Here is a 16,571-nt window from a genome sequence, read left to right as displayed (position 1 = left end):
ATAGTATACCAATTATCTATCTTCAAGTAAAATAAAATTTACACATTTCTCTATAACGAATAACATTATATATATTGTATAAAATAATATAAAGATATAATATGTAAATAAAAGGAGGTCATTATATGGAACAAAAATATATGTTAAACTATTTACTAACAATTGTGGGTTTTATATTTCTTTTACTATCCAATATACTAAATTTAAATGTATTTGTTTTTTCAATATTTATATTCATTAGTATAACTTCCAATTTTTGGGCGTTTGTCCTATGGATGAGAATGTTTAACGAACATAAACAATCATTGCAAGAAAAAGAGGAATGAATATAATCATTCCTCTTTCATTTCTTTCTGAAACTCCGTAATGCCTACCCCTGCAAAAACTAAGGCAGACAATGAAATCGCTAATTCTGGTGTTTTCGCCTCTACTTTCCAATAACCTTTCGATGACGTGATAGAAAATTCAGATTCCCATATACCACATTCAAAATTCAAATCAAATGAATCTAACTCTCTTACAAGCTTTCCATCTTGAATGAGTCCATTATCCTTTGTTAATTGATTTGCTATCATCCAAGCGTGTTCCAGATTTGTTGATGGTTTAAACGAACGAACAAAGGTGTATTCATTCTTCTTTTCCCCTTGAATCCAACCTTCTTCTTTAAAGGTTTCATCCCTTCCCCATTTAAAGCCCATGACTTTTACTGCAAGTAAAGTATTCATTCGTTCCAACGTTTCTTTTTTCAAAGTAATCATTCCTTTTTATAATTTAGATTAGCAATGTTCTAATATTTCTTTGTTAACATTCTCCATTTTCCAGTTCATGCTCTTTTCCACACGTTTCTTTTCGTATTCGATTTGTTCTTTAATTGCTTCACATTGCTCCTTATAGCACTTTCTACACTCTTCTTCTGTAAAGAAAACATTTAAGGATGTTCCTGTAACGGAACGATAACCAGTATTATCATATGGAGCAATGATTTTGCTTAATGGTTTTCCTTTTTTACCAATTGGTCGAAAGTGATAAGATGAATAATAGACTGTTTTGTTTTTTGGTAACTTATCATTATCAACTATTACCACTTCTTGAGGTGGTACATGACGGATTGGCGATTCTAAAATATTATTATGACGATAATCGCAAATCCATACCTTATCCCCTTCCTTCACTGTATCCCCTATTAGCTGTTCAAAATCAACGTATTCCATCATTAATTCCTCCTTAATTTTTAATTAAAATCATTAAATAAAATAAATAATAAAGAAGCAGATTGGAAGCATACCTGCCAGAATCCAAACTGCTTCATATATATGATGTTTTGCTCTTTCTTTTTTAAATGGTGATTTCTCCGTTTTCAACTTATTCATTCCTAATATTCCCTTTATACAACCCCAAAATAAAATAGTTCCAATGAATGTAACTGAAAATATCGTTTTATCTTTATAGATGAAATAAATAATTATAAGTAGAATACTAAAAAACACACTAATTATTTCAGTCCAAAATATAATATCCCTTTTGTTAATTCTTGATGTAAGCATACTTTGACTCATTTCTTCTTAGAAGATGTAGTTAAACGATGTCCACATTGCTGTTAAAACAACCGCTTCAAAGGTGATTAGCCCAAGTAAAAATGGTACATTTTTAATAAATGGTTTTCCTTCTCGAATCATAATAAATCTCTCCCTTTATAAATCATTTGTTTAAATGAAAATACAACTTCTCTCCATAATATGATTAGAAATTCTGTAGCATTTTCACATACCACACATCGTTAATATCTGCATCTGTAATTTCTTTTAATTCTTCTTCAGAATTAATTTTGCCCCACCAACTACCCGCTCCATAAATGATTTCTTTCAATTCAGGAACAAAAATAGCAGGATTATAATGTCTTATAATAGATAATTCCTTACTCTTCGAATTATGAGATACAAATAGACCGATATCAGCATCCCCTAAAAAAATACCTAAATATGTTTTTCCTTCATATTTTTCATTACAAGGTCTTACTTTTACCAATTGGCCACATTTCCCATTATATGTTTTGGTTCGAATACCTTTTTCCTTAGGAGTGTCAATACCACTAATCTCTAATGGGTATTCTATAAACTTCGATTTAAACTCCTTGCAGTCAATTTGTTTTTCAATTTCTTCCTCGTATTTATCATCTGGAATGTTACTAAAATCTCTTTGTTCTTTTTTACATACAGATTTTATATCGGAAAAACCCTCACCAAATCCTATTTTGTGATTCCTACAACGCTTACAGTTAACTACTCTCGTCATTGCACATTCTCCTTTTTTTCTTTATAAAAAGGAGCTAAATATTCATTTATAAATGCAATTAACTTATCTACGTCCTCTTTTGATGCCTTTTCATTCATTACAAAGAAATTAATCTTAAGGAATTTACTATACTCACCATCACCATGGTATTCATCAAAGGCGACAACTACCAACTCAATGTTTTCCCCGATAGGCACTAAGTATTCTTGAGAACCTACTGTGAAAGGAAAATCCAATTTGTACGGGTATTTTTTGATTTTATTATCTTCAATATATTCATTTACAGATTCCAATACATCTTCACAAATCTCTTCTTGAAATACGCCAGGAAAATCACTGCATTTCTCGCTGAAGTAAGTCGATAATTCCTTGTTTAATTCCGTTCTAATTTGAGTAATTTCCGAAGTCATAGCGACTACAAGACCTCGCTCTTCTGCATCCCTAACAATCACCCATTCATGTTTTTGGAGTTCCATACTAAGACATCCCCTTTCTTTTTTACTTCATTGTTTTATTCCATAAAGAGTCTAATTCTTCTTCTGTATATGTACTAAGCTGAGTATTCGACAACCCTGTTTTTGATTCCAGTAGAATTTTCATCCATTCAATTGTTTCGGTTTTAAATCCTCCATCTAACGTAACCATTTTTACCTTCGCTTCATTTGCAGGTAAAACAACTACTGTTGCTCTTGAAAGCCCACTTTGCTTCTCTAATCTATCGTAAAATTGATTTAACACAATGCCTTTCATTCTCGTCCATCTCCTATCACTACAATTTCAAAATGCTCTTGAAACCAATCATCTCTTTCCCCTCTTGAGTCTGATAATCCATGCTTCTTTTGAAATTCACTCATAGATTCAATATATACACCATTTTTTAATAACGGATAAATTTTTCCTTGTTTAAAATCCTCTCCTGCTGTTTCATCCACAACTACAGATTTAATGCACTTCAATTGTCTTTCACTCTTTTTATATCCCAAAACTTCATATTTTGCAGATATATCACTATGACTTAAGCACACTCGTTGTGAATCCGAAAAACCATCTTCATCACAATAATTAAAAAGACAGTAACTTTCATACTCAAGATGATTCTCATCTTGTATTAATGGCATTTTTTTTATATACCAATTCTCTTCTGCATAATGGGCCTTAAATACCTGATTTGGCTTTGCATATGCAATAATGTCTGCCAAATTTACAACTTCACCTGTCATTAACGTTCTGTTCATAATCGTTCACCTCATGATTTAATTATGTAAAGCGACAATCCCTTTTGCTTCTATACAGATACCTACATGTTTTACAAACGTAGGATGATTCATTTCTTCTACAATCTTTCCTGCTTCCACTTTGTTAAATGGAGTTGCATTTGATTTATGCTCTTCTCCAAATACATCCTCTACAAAATCAGGTCGGGAAGAAAATCTTGCATATTTTTCATTTGTTAATTGAATGATATAGAGCTCATCACCTTCCATTCTAATTACCTCCGTTCATTTATTAACTCTACAAGGATTATATTATTTATTTCAACTATAGTCAATAATAATTTACGAAAATAAAAAAGAGAGATGCCTCTCTCTTTTATCATTGCTTATTCTCTTGTGGAGCTTCCATTTGTTGTGATGTCTCTTCTGTGCCAAATTCAATATCAATATACGTAGAAAATGGTTTCATAGATAAATCCTTGGCTTCGTTTTTCACCTGTTCGTTTATTTGACCATTTTGTTTCTCAATGATAGATAAATAGTCTTTTAACATTTTAGCTACTTGTGTGCCTTTATTTTCTTTAATAATAGACTCTAATTCTTTTTTAATATTCGGTTTCATCTTTCCATCTTCAACAAAGAATGTATGGTCAACACCTAATAAAATACTATATAAGTATCTTCCACTATTCGCCCAAGATTCTTTATAGTTTCCATCTTTCCATTTTGATTCATTTTTCACAATTTCTTTAATTTGACTTGCAATCTCTTTTAAATCAAACTCTTCATTTTTCGAATCAAAAATTTCGTGCTCACTTTGCTTTTTGTTAAATTGAAGGAACGTTTTTAAATCATCATCCATGTATTTTCCATAATTATCAAGAATATATTGATAATCTACAGCTAAGTAAAACGTTTCAGAGCCTTTATCTTGCTTCACTTTTAAATGTAGCTTTTCTGCTTCTGCCAATAATCCCTTCACTAATCCATCGTCTAATTTATCAATAGATTCATGTTTTGTGACGTCTACTTTTTTATCTTTCATCACTTTTAGTAAATCAGATTGCAATGGCCCCATTTTTACTTTTAATTCACCACTGTCTTGCTGTACAGAGAACATATATGCATTTAGTACGTCTGAAGCGTGTTTCTTATCTAACTTCATAATTTTATTCTTAAAAGTAGACTCTACTTCCTGACCACTACCTCGATTTGAAACCATCTTATTTACATCATTAACAAATGAAGCTTGTTCTTTGTCATTTAATTTCTCAGTTGTTTTCGTCCCACAACCGACTAACATACTTGCCACTAAGCAAGTAACTAAAATTGGTTTTGACATTTTTGAAACCAACATATCCAACTCCCTCCAAATACTGTTTATCGAAGTAATACATATACTCTAATTGCATCTTCAATTTCATCTTTCAAATTATCCATATCTACTTGGCATTCATCCGAAATTAAAATATCAGCAATTTTATCGGCGTTTTTAATTAGTTCTTCTTGAAATTCCGCATTAAAACCATCTGTATATACCCCTTCTTTACAAAAACGTATAAGCTCTTCTTTGATTCTTTCTTTTTGCATATTTTGTGTTGTATTCATTGCATCCATCTCCTTTCTTTTTATTTTCTTTATGTATTGTAGATAATTAAGATGGAGTATATTTATTGAAATGGTTTTATGATGGATTACTCTCTTTGAGACTAATAATCTTATTTATGCCCCTTTTAAACTCTATCTTAAAATGATGAATTCCTTTTTCTGTTGGAACAGACAAGGTATATACTGTAACGGCTCGAACATCTTTATCATCATGAACATAACTTGTTATCTTCTTCTTTTTCATTTCTTGTTTAGTAAGCTTTGATAGTTCATATAGTGTAGTAGCACTTTTTTCAGCCAATCCCATTTTTTTAGCAAGTTCAATAAATTCAGGACTGTTCCCTTTTATTTCTTCATTTATAACCTGTTGATGTAGTCCTTTTCCATTCAGGCTATGCAAAAATGTATTTAACTCCAATAAAAACTCCTGATGAACATTCGCTTCTAAAGTGCTTTTCGCTGTTAATGGTGATTCTGTATGTTCAGATTCATGAATGTTACCGATTCTGGATGCATACTCAATTTTCAATTTATCATCTAAAGTTAACTCGATAGTTTGAATATCAAATGTTTTGTCATCATCTACAGAATTAATATCCACTACGGCTTTATATTTTTCATTGTTATTAACAATTTGTTTACCAAAAGAAGTTAGTGTCATAGAATCTACTTTTCTATGTTCTTTTTTATACACATCTGCTAATGTTTCAAAGAATGCATCATCTTTATTTTTATAGCTACTGGCAAAAACAGAATCTAATAATTTATACATGCTTTTCCCATTCGACATTGTTTTTAAATAGGAGTCCTTGTCTTTTATGACAGACTCGATTGTATTGATTTGATTCTGCATGGTTTCTAAAAGATTTGCTTCATCCTGCACGTCTTCTATTTTAATCCCCATAATAGTAGGTATTTTCTTTTCCTGTTCTTCTGGTTTTACTTCTTTCACGAATGATTTGAATGGAATTTTGTAATACGTACAACCTGACATAACCAATGAACTACTTAATACCATGGCACACATCGTTACTAATTTGAGCTTCCGATTCATACAATCACCACTTTCTTCATGTTTAGAAACACATCTCTTTGGGTCTCAAAAGTTGGAACACCACCAAGTATTTCAAACGTAACAAACGCATCGTTAGGAAGATAACTTAGTATCTCTTCATAATTAAGCAGTCCATCATTTAACTTTCGAGCGACCAATGTGTTCTTTTCTGTCTTGTTTAAATTAGCAAGGTGTAGCTCCTTGATATTTTTCCAATTCATATTCTTTAATGTTTCTATAAAACACGACTTGTCGTATCCACAAGCAATAAATAATTGTGGAATATCAATTGTCATTTTTACTTCATGACTAATCTCTATCGCTTCTTCTGGAAGAGATACATGTAATCGTGAATTGCTTCGATTTTCCACGAACACAGGACAATTTGTTTCCTCTTCTACTCTTGTGCATAAACTTTTAAAAATATGCCATCCCATTTTCTTTTTGGACGGAGGATGAATGGTAATTCCATAAACAACTGTCACTTGTTGAAGAGCAATAATGATTTGTATATATTCTTTGTATCGAGACAGAACGTTGTTTTCACTCTGTCCCTTTTTTGTCCAATCCCCATGTAAGATAACAGGTAATGGTGCATATATTTTGTATTTATCAAGTGCTTCTTCCACGGTTAACCCACAGATATCTAATTGTACATAATCTGCTTTACCAGAGACCTTCCGTATACTCATTTGACCAAACTTCATGTTTTAGCCTCCCTACACACCATTTTATTAACTATAGTGAAAATGAAGACCTTAAAAAAACCTTACGCTGTAAGGACTTCGTTGACCCTATTTTCATCTATTACAATAGAACCTCTCGACTTCAAATTTAGTAATTCTCTTAATTCAGGATTAAGCCTAAATACCACACCATTTGTTCCTGATACAAGCTCTTTCCATATCTTATCTATGGTTTTCTCTTTCATCGTTGTAAGTGTAATTAAGTTTTCCTTTGCAACATAACCATACTCTTTATAACAGTGATGAAAATAATCCTCTAACATTCCTCGTTCATGTTTAAGCTTTTTTGACCCACCTGAAGTTTCTTGCACATAAATATTTTTTGAAAATTCATCCCCAAAAATATGGGATACCTTGTCTTTTGTTAATGTGTGATATTTAATATTATGTTTTATTAATATTCTTGCTCTTTCTTCTGCAATTTCCATTGTATCTTCTACATTTTCTACTAAATAAAAAGAAACAATGTTTCGCTTTTCTTTATTCTTTTTCATTTCTTCTTTTGCTTGATTTAAAAATTCTAATGGGATTTCATCGTCTTTCATTTTTCGAACAAATCCTAATACTGCAAACAGATTCATGCATTGATTAATGACCGAAACTGAGTAGTTAGGGAAATAATTATATTTGAGATATTTTGTTGATACGAAAAATATAGCCTGATTTTGATAGCTTAAATGTTTACTAACCAGTGTATTTAGCCCAATTCTATTCATCGCTTTCAAAAGCTCCCATCTATCGCCAACAAGTTTATGTAAACAAGGATATCGTTTAGGCAATATACATTCTAAAGAATCAATATTCTCTTCGTATCTTTTCGATTGAACATGTAGCCATCTATCTTCCCAAATTAAACCGAATTTATGATTTGCAATTCGAATCGTCTTTCCTATTTTTTCGTTATAATACACACTTAATAAATCAATTAAGTCCAGGGAATTGGTAACATCAGCTTTACTTCTCGTAAAATATCTACAATGACCTGTTTCACTCATGCTAATCCATGCATGATTCCCTTTTATAAGTGGACATTCGAAATAAGTATTCATTTCAGCCGAATTCAATATCACTTGTGTTAAGTCTACTTTTCCATAAATATCACTTATTCTTGTGTATCCATGTCGAACGTTTTCAATAACTAATTCTGTTATTTTTTGTATGTCAAATACTTCATTTCTTCTTTCGTGAATTAAATTATGGATTCGATTTCGTTGGAACATGTTTAATGGAAAAAAGTTAGGAATGTATTGCACTCAACATCCTCCTTTCATCACTCATTTACTATAGTCAATGAAAATTATAGCATATATATTTTATATTTCAATCACATCATGTATGTTTCATTAGATATTTTTATACTTTTCCTGCAATGTTAGAATTTCATTTGGTAATTTTTCATACCATGCAGGTAAAGAAAATTTAAATAAGTAATGTCGGCAAGCCTTATATTGCTTCTGAATTGATTTGTACGGATGTTTGTTTACATTATGAGCATTGCATTTAAAAACCATTTCTAAGAATACCAGATACCTTTTAAAGCATCGTTGAACGACTTCAATAGCAGGTTTTTGTACACTTTTATTCCGAACAACCCCCAAGCGACAACCTATTAAATATTTAAGAACATCTCGTTCTTCCATAATGGCCTCTTTTTCCGACAATTGAATCCCCCACGATTCTAATAAAGAATGACCAAATTTAGGTTTCTCAAATTGACGTAATATATCATCATAATGATGTTGAATATCTGCTATCGCTTGAAAATATTTTACATGCACTTCTATCACTCTTTTCTCTATTTATCTTCTAATATCGTTAATGATTCACGAACCACTTTCATTTCTTTTCCTAATACACACAAAACACTATACATGTCTATTCCGTAATCATATCTTGATAGATTCAATTCATCTGTAACATCTGCCCCATTAAAGAGATTAAATGCAACAGCAATTATCATTCTTTTCTTTTCGCTTAACTCATTATTTAAAACTTTAAACAGTTTTTGATTGTACTCCATATAGGAACCGTCAAACGAATACAGTTGACTAACAATTTCATCTGAACATCCTACTGATGTTAACAAGTAAATAATTGCCTGTTCTTTTTTTGACTTTAAATAAGAAATAAAATGATTGTATTGTAATTGATGCGACTCACTAACAAAATCCATATATGCATCCACCCTTCTCTATTACGATTTACTTTCATTGTAAACAAATAGTACAATAATAATTAACTATAGTCAACGTTATGCGTTCCTTTAAGTAAAAAATTATTTACGAAAAAGATTTATTTATTGTTTTCTATTTGATATAATAGAAAGGTAGCATACCTAATAAAGGAGCTGTCCCTATTGAAATTAATTATTTCTAATAAAAGTCCGTCAAAAACAATGTCTAATATACAGTCTGAACAAAAAACCACATTATTTCTTTCAGATGCAGAGATACAGGTGTCAAAAGCATTAATAGAGAAAGAGTTGTTTTTTATCAAAAGACAACAATCAAAGTCAATCGAAGAACAAGATGTAGAAAGCATCTCTTTTTGGAACATAATGGAATCAATGTTTAAAACCACATATAAGAAGCTAAAACCCAAAACACAGTTAAATTTCGGTGAGTTAGATAGTTACTACGGGGTTATAGAAATGAATGTAGTCAATGTGACAAAATCAATACTCACACAGGAATCTATCCTGATAATAAATGCTTTGAAATCAAAAATACAAGCTATACACCATAAATGTATAGTTGAATAAAGGAGAGTTTTTTTGTGAAAATCGGAGAAAAACATATTTGTCCCCATTGTGGCAGTTCAAATACAAATTGTTTAGGTCATGGTGGTTACAAACAAGGTTCAAATGGATTCGGGGATAAGACAACATTAGTGGCTTATCAGTGTAATGATTGCAATAATAATTTCAAAGAATAATGAGATATGCAAGAGAAGCTTTGTACTAATTGGATTAGGAGGTGCTTTTTTACATGGATGGTTGTATAGATGTTTTAGAAATTGCAAAATATTTTATTTTTAAGGGTAAAAATAGTGAAAAATATAGGGTATCATACATGAAACTACATAAATTACTCTATTTTTCTCAAGGGTTTCATTTAGCTATTGAAAATAAACCGATTTTTCTTGAAGAGATTTATATGTTTGAACATGGTCCACTTATAAAATCTGTTCATGACAAATACAGAAAGTACACTTATCATACAATTCCTGAAGAATGTAATGATGACTTTTCGTTTAATCAAGAGACAAGGTTATTTCTTGATGATATATGGAATCTATTTAAATTATATACGCCTAAAGTATTAGAAGAAATTATAACTAACGGTGAGCCATGGAAACGTGCAAGAAAAAATTTATTTTTATATGAAATACCTACTGAACCTCTTGATTTAAACTTCACCAAGGAATACTTTAAAAAAGAATACATAGTCGCATGAAACTTTTATATAAAAACACAAAATTTATGTAAGCACTATAAAAGGGGTAAAAAACGTGATAAACCGATTTTTCAAAGATATGCCTAATGAATTAAACACAACAGGTAAATGGAGACTTGAGATATTAGCAATTTTCCCAATGAAAGAGAATGTTGTTTATAGCACTACTTATCAAAGACGTTTAGGGGTTGCTTATATTAAAGTAAGGCTTAAAGCATTATTAAAGGATTGGTCAACAAGTGGAGAATATTATGGAGTTGGGTGGCGTATTAAAAAGGAAAGTTAATAAAATGTATCTCGTTACATAAAAAAGACGCATAGAGAAAAACTCATGCGTCTTCTTCGTGTTTATTGTTTGTTGTTCCTATTCCTATCATTCCTTGTAGTTAACAATTCCCCAGGGCTTAAAGAATCATAGAATGGTGCAGTTGGAGCAACCCATAACACTCCAGAACCTTCAAAAGTTTGTAATAATCCTTCCCCACTTAACATAGTTCCTGTTAAGCTCTTCGCTGATTTTCCAACACTAAAGCGGATGTTTCCAGAGCGTAACACTGCAAAGTTTCCATCTATTTGGGCTTTTTCATTCTCTAAAGAATACTCTATAATTTCATTCCTTGGTACAGGCAATTCTAAAACAACTAAACCAGTTCCCTTTAATGAAGTTTGAAAAAATCCTTCTCCACCAAAAACAGCAGAACTTATATTTTTTTGAGAAACAGGCTCTACCGCTATGTCTGCGGTACTACAACAGAACATCCCTTTATCAACAATAACTTCTTCATTATTAAGTTTCATTATTGCATAGTGCTTCAACGTTGGTTCTAAATAGATTTCTCCTACACCGCTATATACAGGTTTAACCGCTGATTCACTTGTTACAGTACCTTTAATAACATTTTTTAATAATCCTGTTACCCCTCCATTTTTAACTTCACAATCAATCTTCCCTTTAAGCATATATAATGCCCCTGCTTCTGTTTTTACAGAGCCATTTTTTAATGTGATTCGGATTTGTTTAAAAGTCACATGAGCTTCTTTTGCAAAATATAATTTCATTGCATTATCAACATCTCTTGCTCCCTTTAGTTGAGGAACTTCTAATATTTCAATTTTCATTTGTTCCGTTTCTTCTACTTCTAATATTCTATACATACAACCATCTCCTTTTTATATGATTGTTGTATTGTAGAAAAAAGAGAGAGGAACTATTCGATAATAAAAAAGATGAGGGTTTTATCCCCTCATCTTACAATTCAATACTTTCGATTTCTTTCATTTGGTCTCCATCAGATTCAATAATCGTTCTTACTAAATCCAATAATCTATCAGAGTATCCTCTCACATAGATGACTGAACTATCTTTAGATACTTTATGACCTGATTCAGCTAATTGCCAAATGATTAGCTTTGCTCCCGTTTTTTGGTTAATCTTCAACCATGCACGTTCTAAATTATCAGCAGGTTCATTATCCGTAAAAAGAATGACATAATCTTCATTTTTATACACATCAAGCAACTGACTGAAATTAGTTCCGTATCCCACCTTCGTAGATTCAATTTTATCCGCCATTTCAAAAACGTTATCTTGACTACGAAGTTCTACTTTTTGTGACGTTGTAGCCACTGCAACGACCTCTGTATTATTATGGGATTTTTTAACCATGGCTCCAAATAGTGTAGCGATTTCCATAGGAGATAACCCTCCAAGCACACCAGAAGTCATAGAGCCAGAAGTATCTACGCCCACTTTCAGGATTTTGTTCTCATTAATAGAAAACGCTTCTTGTGCTACATCACGAAGTAACTTCCCTAAGGCTTGTTGGAACTCAGGAGTCACAACTTTCTTATTCGCCTGAATTAACGCAAATGGCAACATATGAGAACGTTTATATTCTTCTTTATTTGCAATTTTTGCAGAGACCATATCAACAATTCCTGATGGAATGTTCGTTTCAATCACAACATCCTGCATAAAGAACTGACCAATACTTGGATTATAGACTTCTTCTTTACTAACCTCTGTTGCAAATACACGTTCTAAAGCAACTAAGTTTAAAATAAGTGCATTGTAATTTAAACGCTCATAAACGGTTGCATATAAACGTTGCTTATCTTCTGGTAATAACGTAGAAACAGAATGCTTCACTTCTTCTAACTGAATAGAATGCTCTCGGACTAAACTATCCATATATAATGAATACTGTCCTGTTTCTAATCCACTAATAACAATCTTTAATGCTGTAGCTCGTGGGAATGTCAATTCTCCTTTTGAAACATATCTCATCAGCTTTTGAAAATCTTCATCTTTTGCTAAAGGTCTCGTAACTTTAGCAATATCACTAATTTTATTTTTATAACGAGTAACTTGATACTCATTAATAAGTTGAATAAAACGATTGTTTACTTCTCTTTTTGCAGAGCGTCCTAATCCTTTTCGGATACCGCCTTTTCGTGAAATTTCAACAAAGTTATAGAGCATGTTAAAATTGCGAATTATTAGTGGGAATGATTTTTTAAACAAGGACTTATCTTCTAATGTAGAAATATAGACCATCCAAATTGTTGGGACCAGTTTTAATTTCCCTTCAACAGCTCCATAAATCGCACATTTCGTTGCAAACTCTGGTTCTTCTTCTAAAGCTCGTTGGAATAACTCCCCTGCATTTTTTAATACATCTTCTTGCTTTGTATAAAAAGTTCCATTTAATAATCCTAAGGTAAATAATTCGACCAATCGTTCTTTAAAACTATTCTTATATGCCAATGCTCCTTCTTTTGTTAACATCATATCAGGATTCATAGCTTTTACTTTATCAATTGTATTCATCGTAACACGCTCCTTTTGAATATATGGTTTTTTAAATTTAAAATTAAAAGAATGAGCCACAAGAAGATGTATTATCCTCTCATGGCTCATTCTTCTAAAACATGTAACATGTTTATATAAAACATAACGAAGAAGAAGGTGCAAGACAGTGGAGGCTGTAAAGTATCTACTCTTTTAAAAGAGTAGATACTTGCACGTTACTTTTATTCACATACAAAACACAAAATTCATTTTAGATTTTAATATCTTTAATCAAATTAATGTAGTCTTGCAAGCACCTCGTTATGATTTTTTCTACGAAATGTAGAAAGTATAAGAAATGAGCTTTGAGGGAGAAGTAATAAGACAGGTGTGAATGTTTTTTCGTATGAGTGTACGCATAAACAATCCAAGTTTATTTTTTAAAATTTGTCGTATTTGTATGTAGTCTTATCAGCACCTCAAAATATAAGCAGAAAAAGAGTAGCTTTCACAATTCCTCTTCTGGTATTAAGAAAAGAAGAGCTTCCACAGTTCTTTTCTTAAAAAAAAGTAAGTTATAACTTGAGTAGTCTCCAACCTAATCAACTACCCTTATTAACTCTTCACCTGTTCCGTAAACATGTGGCGAAATTAATAGGAACCATCCATTTATCTTCATGTTCCAACCGTATTTTCGATAAAAATCGAGATAACTCTACTTACAAAAAATAGAATCATTTAGTTATAACCTTGACGACCTCCGACCCAATCATCAACATCAACTCCATAGCAACAAGAACATTGTCTTTTACAATAAGCTGACGGGAATCTACCTACCGATAAAGTTCCAACCACTATTTTTTATGCAAACTCATCATAAGTGTGCTTTACATTCTAACAAGGAAGAAGGTGCAAGACGTTAGTCCTTTTGGTAAGCTATCAAATGTAGTCTTGCAAGCACCTCATTAACTATATTTAAATTATAAATTAATTATATACTATAGTCAATAAAAATATTATATTTTTTTCATTTTATATGGTTTTATAAAATGAATTTTTTATTTCAACTTCAATATAATAGATAGTGATTTCTGCTGACCAAGCAACATAACAACTCGATAAGGGAGAATAGAAACCTCATCCCGCCTTTCTGGACTTCGGGTGCCAGTGTCGTTGGCAGACAACATACCAATCTGTTATATACATCTTGAGGTTAGATGGTTGGCGAGCAACATAAAAACTTGGTAATTGCATGTTAGGAAGATAACATGCAAATAAAAAAAGCAGACCCTAAAAGGTCTGCTTTTTTCTTATGCTCCTGCTGTAATACCGCCATCAGCCATTACTGTACTACCGACCATGCAAGAAGCTTCATCAGATGCTAAGAAAGCAACAATGTTCGCAATCTCTTTTGGTTGAATTGCACGTCCAAGCTTCTGAATTGCAGGTAATTCTTTAAGTACTTCTTCTCGTCCACCAAACAGTTCTGCATGTGCATCATTAAACGTTGTATCTACCCACCCTGGGCAAACACCATTCACACGAATGTTATCTTTAGCAAAATCAATTGCCATTTGTTTCGTTAACATCTTAATAGCACCCTTTGAAGTGACATATGCAGATAGTCGTTGCTCTGCAAACTCACTATTTGCAGAAGCCATATTTACTACGGCTCCACCGCCTACTTTTTGCATATAAGGAAGCACGTATTTCGCCATTAAGAAGTATGATTTAACATTAACATTCATTGTTTTATCCCAATCTTCTTCAGAAAGCTCAATGACCGAACCAGGAATATTTACACCTGCGTTATTTGACAAGATGTCAATTCGTCCAAATTTATCAAATGTATAGTCTACGACACGTTTTACCGCATCTGCATTTGAAACATCCGTATAAACAAAGAACACCTCATGTCCTTGTCTTCTTAGCTCTACTGCTAATGCATTCCCCTCTTTTCCTAACACATCTGCAATGACTACTTTCGCACCTTCATCTACGAATTTACGAACAATAGCTCCTCCAATTCCTCGGGCTCCACCTGTTACAATTGCTATTTTATTTTCTAATTTCATATCCATCTACCTTCTCTCTTTTTATTTATGTATTTTGTTTATCTGTTTTCTAAAAAATAGAACACAAAGATAAATCATCTATGTGTTCTATGTATTTATTAATTTATTTATTACATATTTTCAATTTTAGGGACGATTTTATAACCTTTTGATTTAATCGCACCAATTACAATCCCCACGAATACCCATGAGAATCCTGCACCATAAGCAAGCATGTCAAATCCTGTCCATACGTAACCACATACTAAGATACCTACCATAGGAGCCATTACATGTAATAAGAAACCTTTAATACCTCTCTGTTTCTTTTTAAAGAAGAAGTAATAAATAACTGCCATGTTTAAAACAGTAAATGATGTTACTGCTCCAAAGTTAATGAACATTAAAACTGTTGGGATAGAACCTACTAAGATAATAATTGTAGAAATTACACCCGCAGTAATAATTGAGTTAACTGGAGTATCATGTTTCGAATGTAATTTAGCGAAGAAACCAGAGAATGGTAAAATATTATCTCGTCCCATTGCATACATAATACGTGATACAGCAGATTGAATGTTTAATGTAGTTGCTACTCCCGCTGATAAAACATTCACAATAATCATAAATTGGAAGAATCCATTACCACCAATTTCTTTAGCAATATCGAATAATGCCATTTCTTCATTTAAATCTGCATGATTTGGATGAGCTAATGTTGCAACATATGTTAATACTAAGAATAGTAAACCTGTGCAAATTAGTGAGCCAACTGTAGCTAAAGGAATATGCTTTTTAGGATTCTTTGATTCCTCAGATAATGTACTTACACAGTCAAATCCCATGAAGCCCATTACTGTAATAGAAATAACTGTAGCGAAGAATTTCCAATCAATATGTTCTGGTTGGAATAGTGGCGCTAACGAAAATCCACCTGTACCATGACCATCAACAAAGACATATTTAATTGCCAATCCTACGAAAACAACTAATCCAATTAATTGAACGTAAAATAGAATATTATTTACTTTTGCGTTTACTTCAATTCCTTTTACGTTAATGATTGTATTTACAAGAACAAAGAATAAACTCCAAACAACTGGATTTACACCAGGAACTAAACCTGACATCCAAAGACCTGCAAAACTATAAACAAGACCTGGAGCTAAAATATAGTCGGCCAGCAATGTCCAACCTGCCACAAAACCTACATGAGGATTTACCCCTTTCGATACAAAGGTATAAACTGAACCTGCATGTAAAAACTCTTTACTAAACTGTGCATAACTTAATGCGGTAAAGAACATTAAAATCATTCCGATGAAGTACACCAGTGGTGCCATTCCAAAACTTTGAT

23 protein-coding genes are annotated in these 16,571 nt (G+C 32.0%); 4 read left to right on the top strand and 19 right to left on the bottom strand.

Annotation, left to right across the window (positions count from 1 at the left end; translation table 11 throughout):
* Window positions 1–332 precede the first annotated feature (332 nt).
* The 15 genes from MHB52_RS30575 to MHB52_RS30505 all read right to left on the bottom strand — a co-directional run bounded on the left by MHB52_RS30575 (window position 333) and on the right by MHB52_RS30505 (window position 9,087).
* Window positions 333–758 carry a BC1872 family protein gene (locus MHB52_RS30575; protein WP_061662670.1) on the bottom strand — a complete coding sequence of 142 codons (426 nt, stop codon included), beginning with the start codon at window positions 756–758 and terminating at the stop codon, window positions 333–335.
* An 18-nt stretch (window positions 759–776) separates the two neighbouring features.
* Complete coding sequence (locus MHB52_RS30570; protein WP_061662671.1) at window positions 777–1,211, bottom strand: hypothetical protein; 435 nt, start codon at window positions 1,209–1,211, stop codon at window positions 777–779.
* A gap of 33 nt (window positions 1,212–1,244) precedes the next feature.
* Complete coding sequence (locus MHB52_RS30565; RefSeq protein WP_255288521.1) at window positions 1,245–1,370, bottom strand: hypothetical protein; 126 nt, start codon at window positions 1,368–1,370, stop codon at window positions 1,245–1,247.
* A 370-nt stretch (window positions 1,371–1,740) separates the two neighbouring features.
* The gene (locus MHB52_RS30560; protein ID WP_061662673.1) at window positions 1,741–2,292 is read right to left on the bottom strand and encodes a hypothetical protein; all 552 of its coding nucleotides are present in this window, start codon (window positions 2,290–2,292) and stop codon (window positions 1,741–1,743) included.
* Window positions 2,289–2,768 carry a hypothetical protein gene (locus tag MHB52_RS30555; protein ID WP_061662674.1) on the bottom strand — a complete coding sequence of 160 codons (480 nt, stop codon included), beginning with the start codon at window positions 2,766–2,768 and terminating at the stop codon, window positions 2,289–2,291. The genes MHB52_RS30560 and MHB52_RS30555 overlap by 4 nt, the downstream gene beginning before the upstream one ends.
* 22 nt (window positions 2,769–2,790) lie before the next feature.
* On the bottom strand, window positions 2,791–3,042 hold the full coding sequence (locus MHB52_RS30550; protein WP_061662675.1) for a hypothetical protein: 252 nt from the start codon (window positions 3,040–3,042) through the stop codon (window positions 2,791–2,793).
* Window positions 3,039–3,527: a hypothetical protein gene (locus MHB52_RS30545; RefSeq protein ID WP_061662676.1), complete on the bottom strand. Its 489-nt coding sequence runs from the start codon at window positions 3,525–3,527 to the stop codon at window positions 3,039–3,041. The genes MHB52_RS30550 and MHB52_RS30545 overlap by 4 nt, the downstream gene beginning before the upstream one ends.
* An 18-nt stretch (window positions 3,528–3,545) precedes the next feature.
* Window positions 3,546–3,776, bottom strand: coding sequence for a hypothetical protein (locus MHB52_RS30540; RefSeq protein WP_061662677.1), 231 nt, complete (start codon window positions 3,774–3,776; stop codon window positions 3,546–3,548).
* A gap of 109 nt (window positions 3,777–3,885) precedes the next feature.
* Complete coding sequence (locus MHB52_RS30535; RefSeq protein WP_061662678.1) at window positions 3,886–4,863, bottom strand: hypothetical protein; 978 nt, start codon at window positions 4,861–4,863, stop codon at window positions 3,886–3,888.
* Between the two features lie 23 nt (window positions 4,864–4,886).
* Window positions 4,887–5,114 carry a hypothetical protein gene (locus MHB52_RS30530; RefSeq protein ID WP_061662679.1) on the bottom strand — a complete coding sequence of 76 codons (228 nt, stop codon included), beginning with the start codon at window positions 5,112–5,114 and terminating at the stop codon, window positions 4,887–4,889.
* A 76-nt stretch (window positions 5,115–5,190) separates the two neighbouring features.
* Window positions 5,191–6,168: a hypothetical protein gene (locus tag MHB52_RS30525; RefSeq protein ID WP_061662680.1), complete on the bottom strand. Its 978-nt coding sequence runs from the start codon at window positions 6,166–6,168 to the stop codon at window positions 5,191–5,193.
* Window positions 6,165–6,875, bottom strand: a complete 711-nt coding sequence (locus MHB52_RS30520; protein WP_061662681.1) for a hypothetical protein — start codon at window positions 6,873–6,875, stop codon at window positions 6,165–6,167. The genes MHB52_RS30525 and MHB52_RS30520 overlap by 4 nt, the downstream gene beginning before the upstream one ends.
* Window positions 6,876–6,937: 62 nt before the next feature.
* Window positions 6,938–8,167, bottom strand: coding sequence for a hypothetical protein (locus MHB52_RS30515; protein ID WP_253703189.1), 1,230 nt, complete (start codon window positions 8,165–8,167; stop codon window positions 6,938–6,940).
* Window positions 8,168–8,257: 90 nt separating this feature from the next.
* The gene (locus tag MHB52_RS30510) at window positions 8,258–8,692 is read right to left on the bottom strand and encodes a hypothetical protein (protein ID WP_242306179.1); all 435 of its coding nucleotides are present in this window, start codon (window positions 8,690–8,692) and stop codon (window positions 8,258–8,260) included.
* A gap of 17 nt (window positions 8,693–8,709) precedes the next feature.
* On the bottom strand, window positions 8,710–9,087 hold the full coding sequence (locus MHB52_RS30505; RefSeq protein ID WP_061662683.1) for a hypothetical protein: 378 nt from the start codon (window positions 9,085–9,087) through the stop codon (window positions 8,710–8,712).
* A 183-nt stretch (window positions 9,088–9,270) separates the two neighbouring features.
* On the opposite strand from MHB52_RS30505, the gene MHB52_RS30500 reads away from it, so the two are divergent.
* From MHB52_RS30500 to MHB52_RS30485, 4 genes are read left to right on the top strand one after another with little or no spacing between them, the layout of a single operon-like run.
* Complete coding sequence (locus tag MHB52_RS30500) at window positions 9,271–9,675, top strand: hypothetical protein (protein ID WP_253703192.1); 405 nt, start codon at window positions 9,271–9,273, stop codon at window positions 9,673–9,675.
* 14 nt (window positions 9,676–9,689) lie between these two features.
* A complete protein-coding gene (locus MHB52_RS30495) occupies window positions 9,690–9,848 on the top strand; it encodes a hypothetical protein (protein ID WP_172796984.1) in 159 nt (52 codons plus the stop codon).
* A gap of 53 nt (window positions 9,849–9,901) precedes the next feature.
* Window positions 9,902–10,369 carry a Panacea domain-containing protein gene (locus MHB52_RS30490; RefSeq protein ID WP_061662684.1) on the top strand — a complete coding sequence of 156 codons (468 nt, stop codon included), beginning with the start codon at window positions 9,902–9,904 and terminating at the stop codon, window positions 10,367–10,369.
* A 55-nt stretch (window positions 10,370–10,424) separates the two neighbouring features.
* On the top strand, window positions 10,425–10,655 hold the full coding sequence (locus tag MHB52_RS30485; RefSeq protein ID WP_253703194.1) for a hypothetical protein: 231 nt from the start codon (window positions 10,425–10,427) through the stop codon (window positions 10,653–10,655).
* Between the two features lie 62 nt (window positions 10,656–10,717).
* Here MHB52_RS30485 and MHB52_RS30480 read toward each other — a convergent pair whose 3' ends face one another.
* The 4 genes from MHB52_RS30480 to MHB52_RS30465 form a co-directional block, all read right to left on the bottom strand.
* Window positions 10,718–11,524: an AIM24 family protein gene (locus tag MHB52_RS30480; protein ID WP_061662685.1), complete on the bottom strand. Its 807-nt coding sequence runs from the start codon at window positions 11,522–11,524 to the stop codon at window positions 10,718–10,720.
* Window positions 11,525–11,618: 94 nt separating this feature from the next.
* Window positions 11,619–13,199, bottom strand: a complete 1,581-nt coding sequence (locus MHB52_RS30475; RefSeq protein WP_253703197.1) for an RNA-binding protein — start codon at window positions 13,197–13,199, stop codon at window positions 11,619–11,621.
* A gap of 1,271 nt (window positions 13,200–14,470) precedes the next feature.
* A complete protein-coding gene (locus tag MHB52_RS30470) occupies window positions 14,471–15,241 on the bottom strand; it encodes an SDR family NAD(P)-dependent oxidoreductase (protein ID WP_253703199.1) in 771 nt (256 codons plus the stop codon).
* 104 nt (window positions 15,242–15,345) lie between these two features.
* Window positions 15,346–16,571: APC family permease (locus tag MHB52_RS30465; RefSeq protein WP_340768492.1), on the bottom strand; the 1,226-nt coding region annotated here is incomplete at its 5' end.

The sequence above is a fragment of the Bacillus sp. FSL K6-0073 genome, from assembly GCF_038006085.1.
Taxonomy (GTDB): Bacteria; Bacillota; Bacilli; order Bacillales; family Bacillaceae_G; genus Bacillus_A; species Bacillus_A cereus.
Note: the sequence above shows the minus strand (reverse complement) of the source record. Positions and strands in the feature narration are given on the sequence as shown.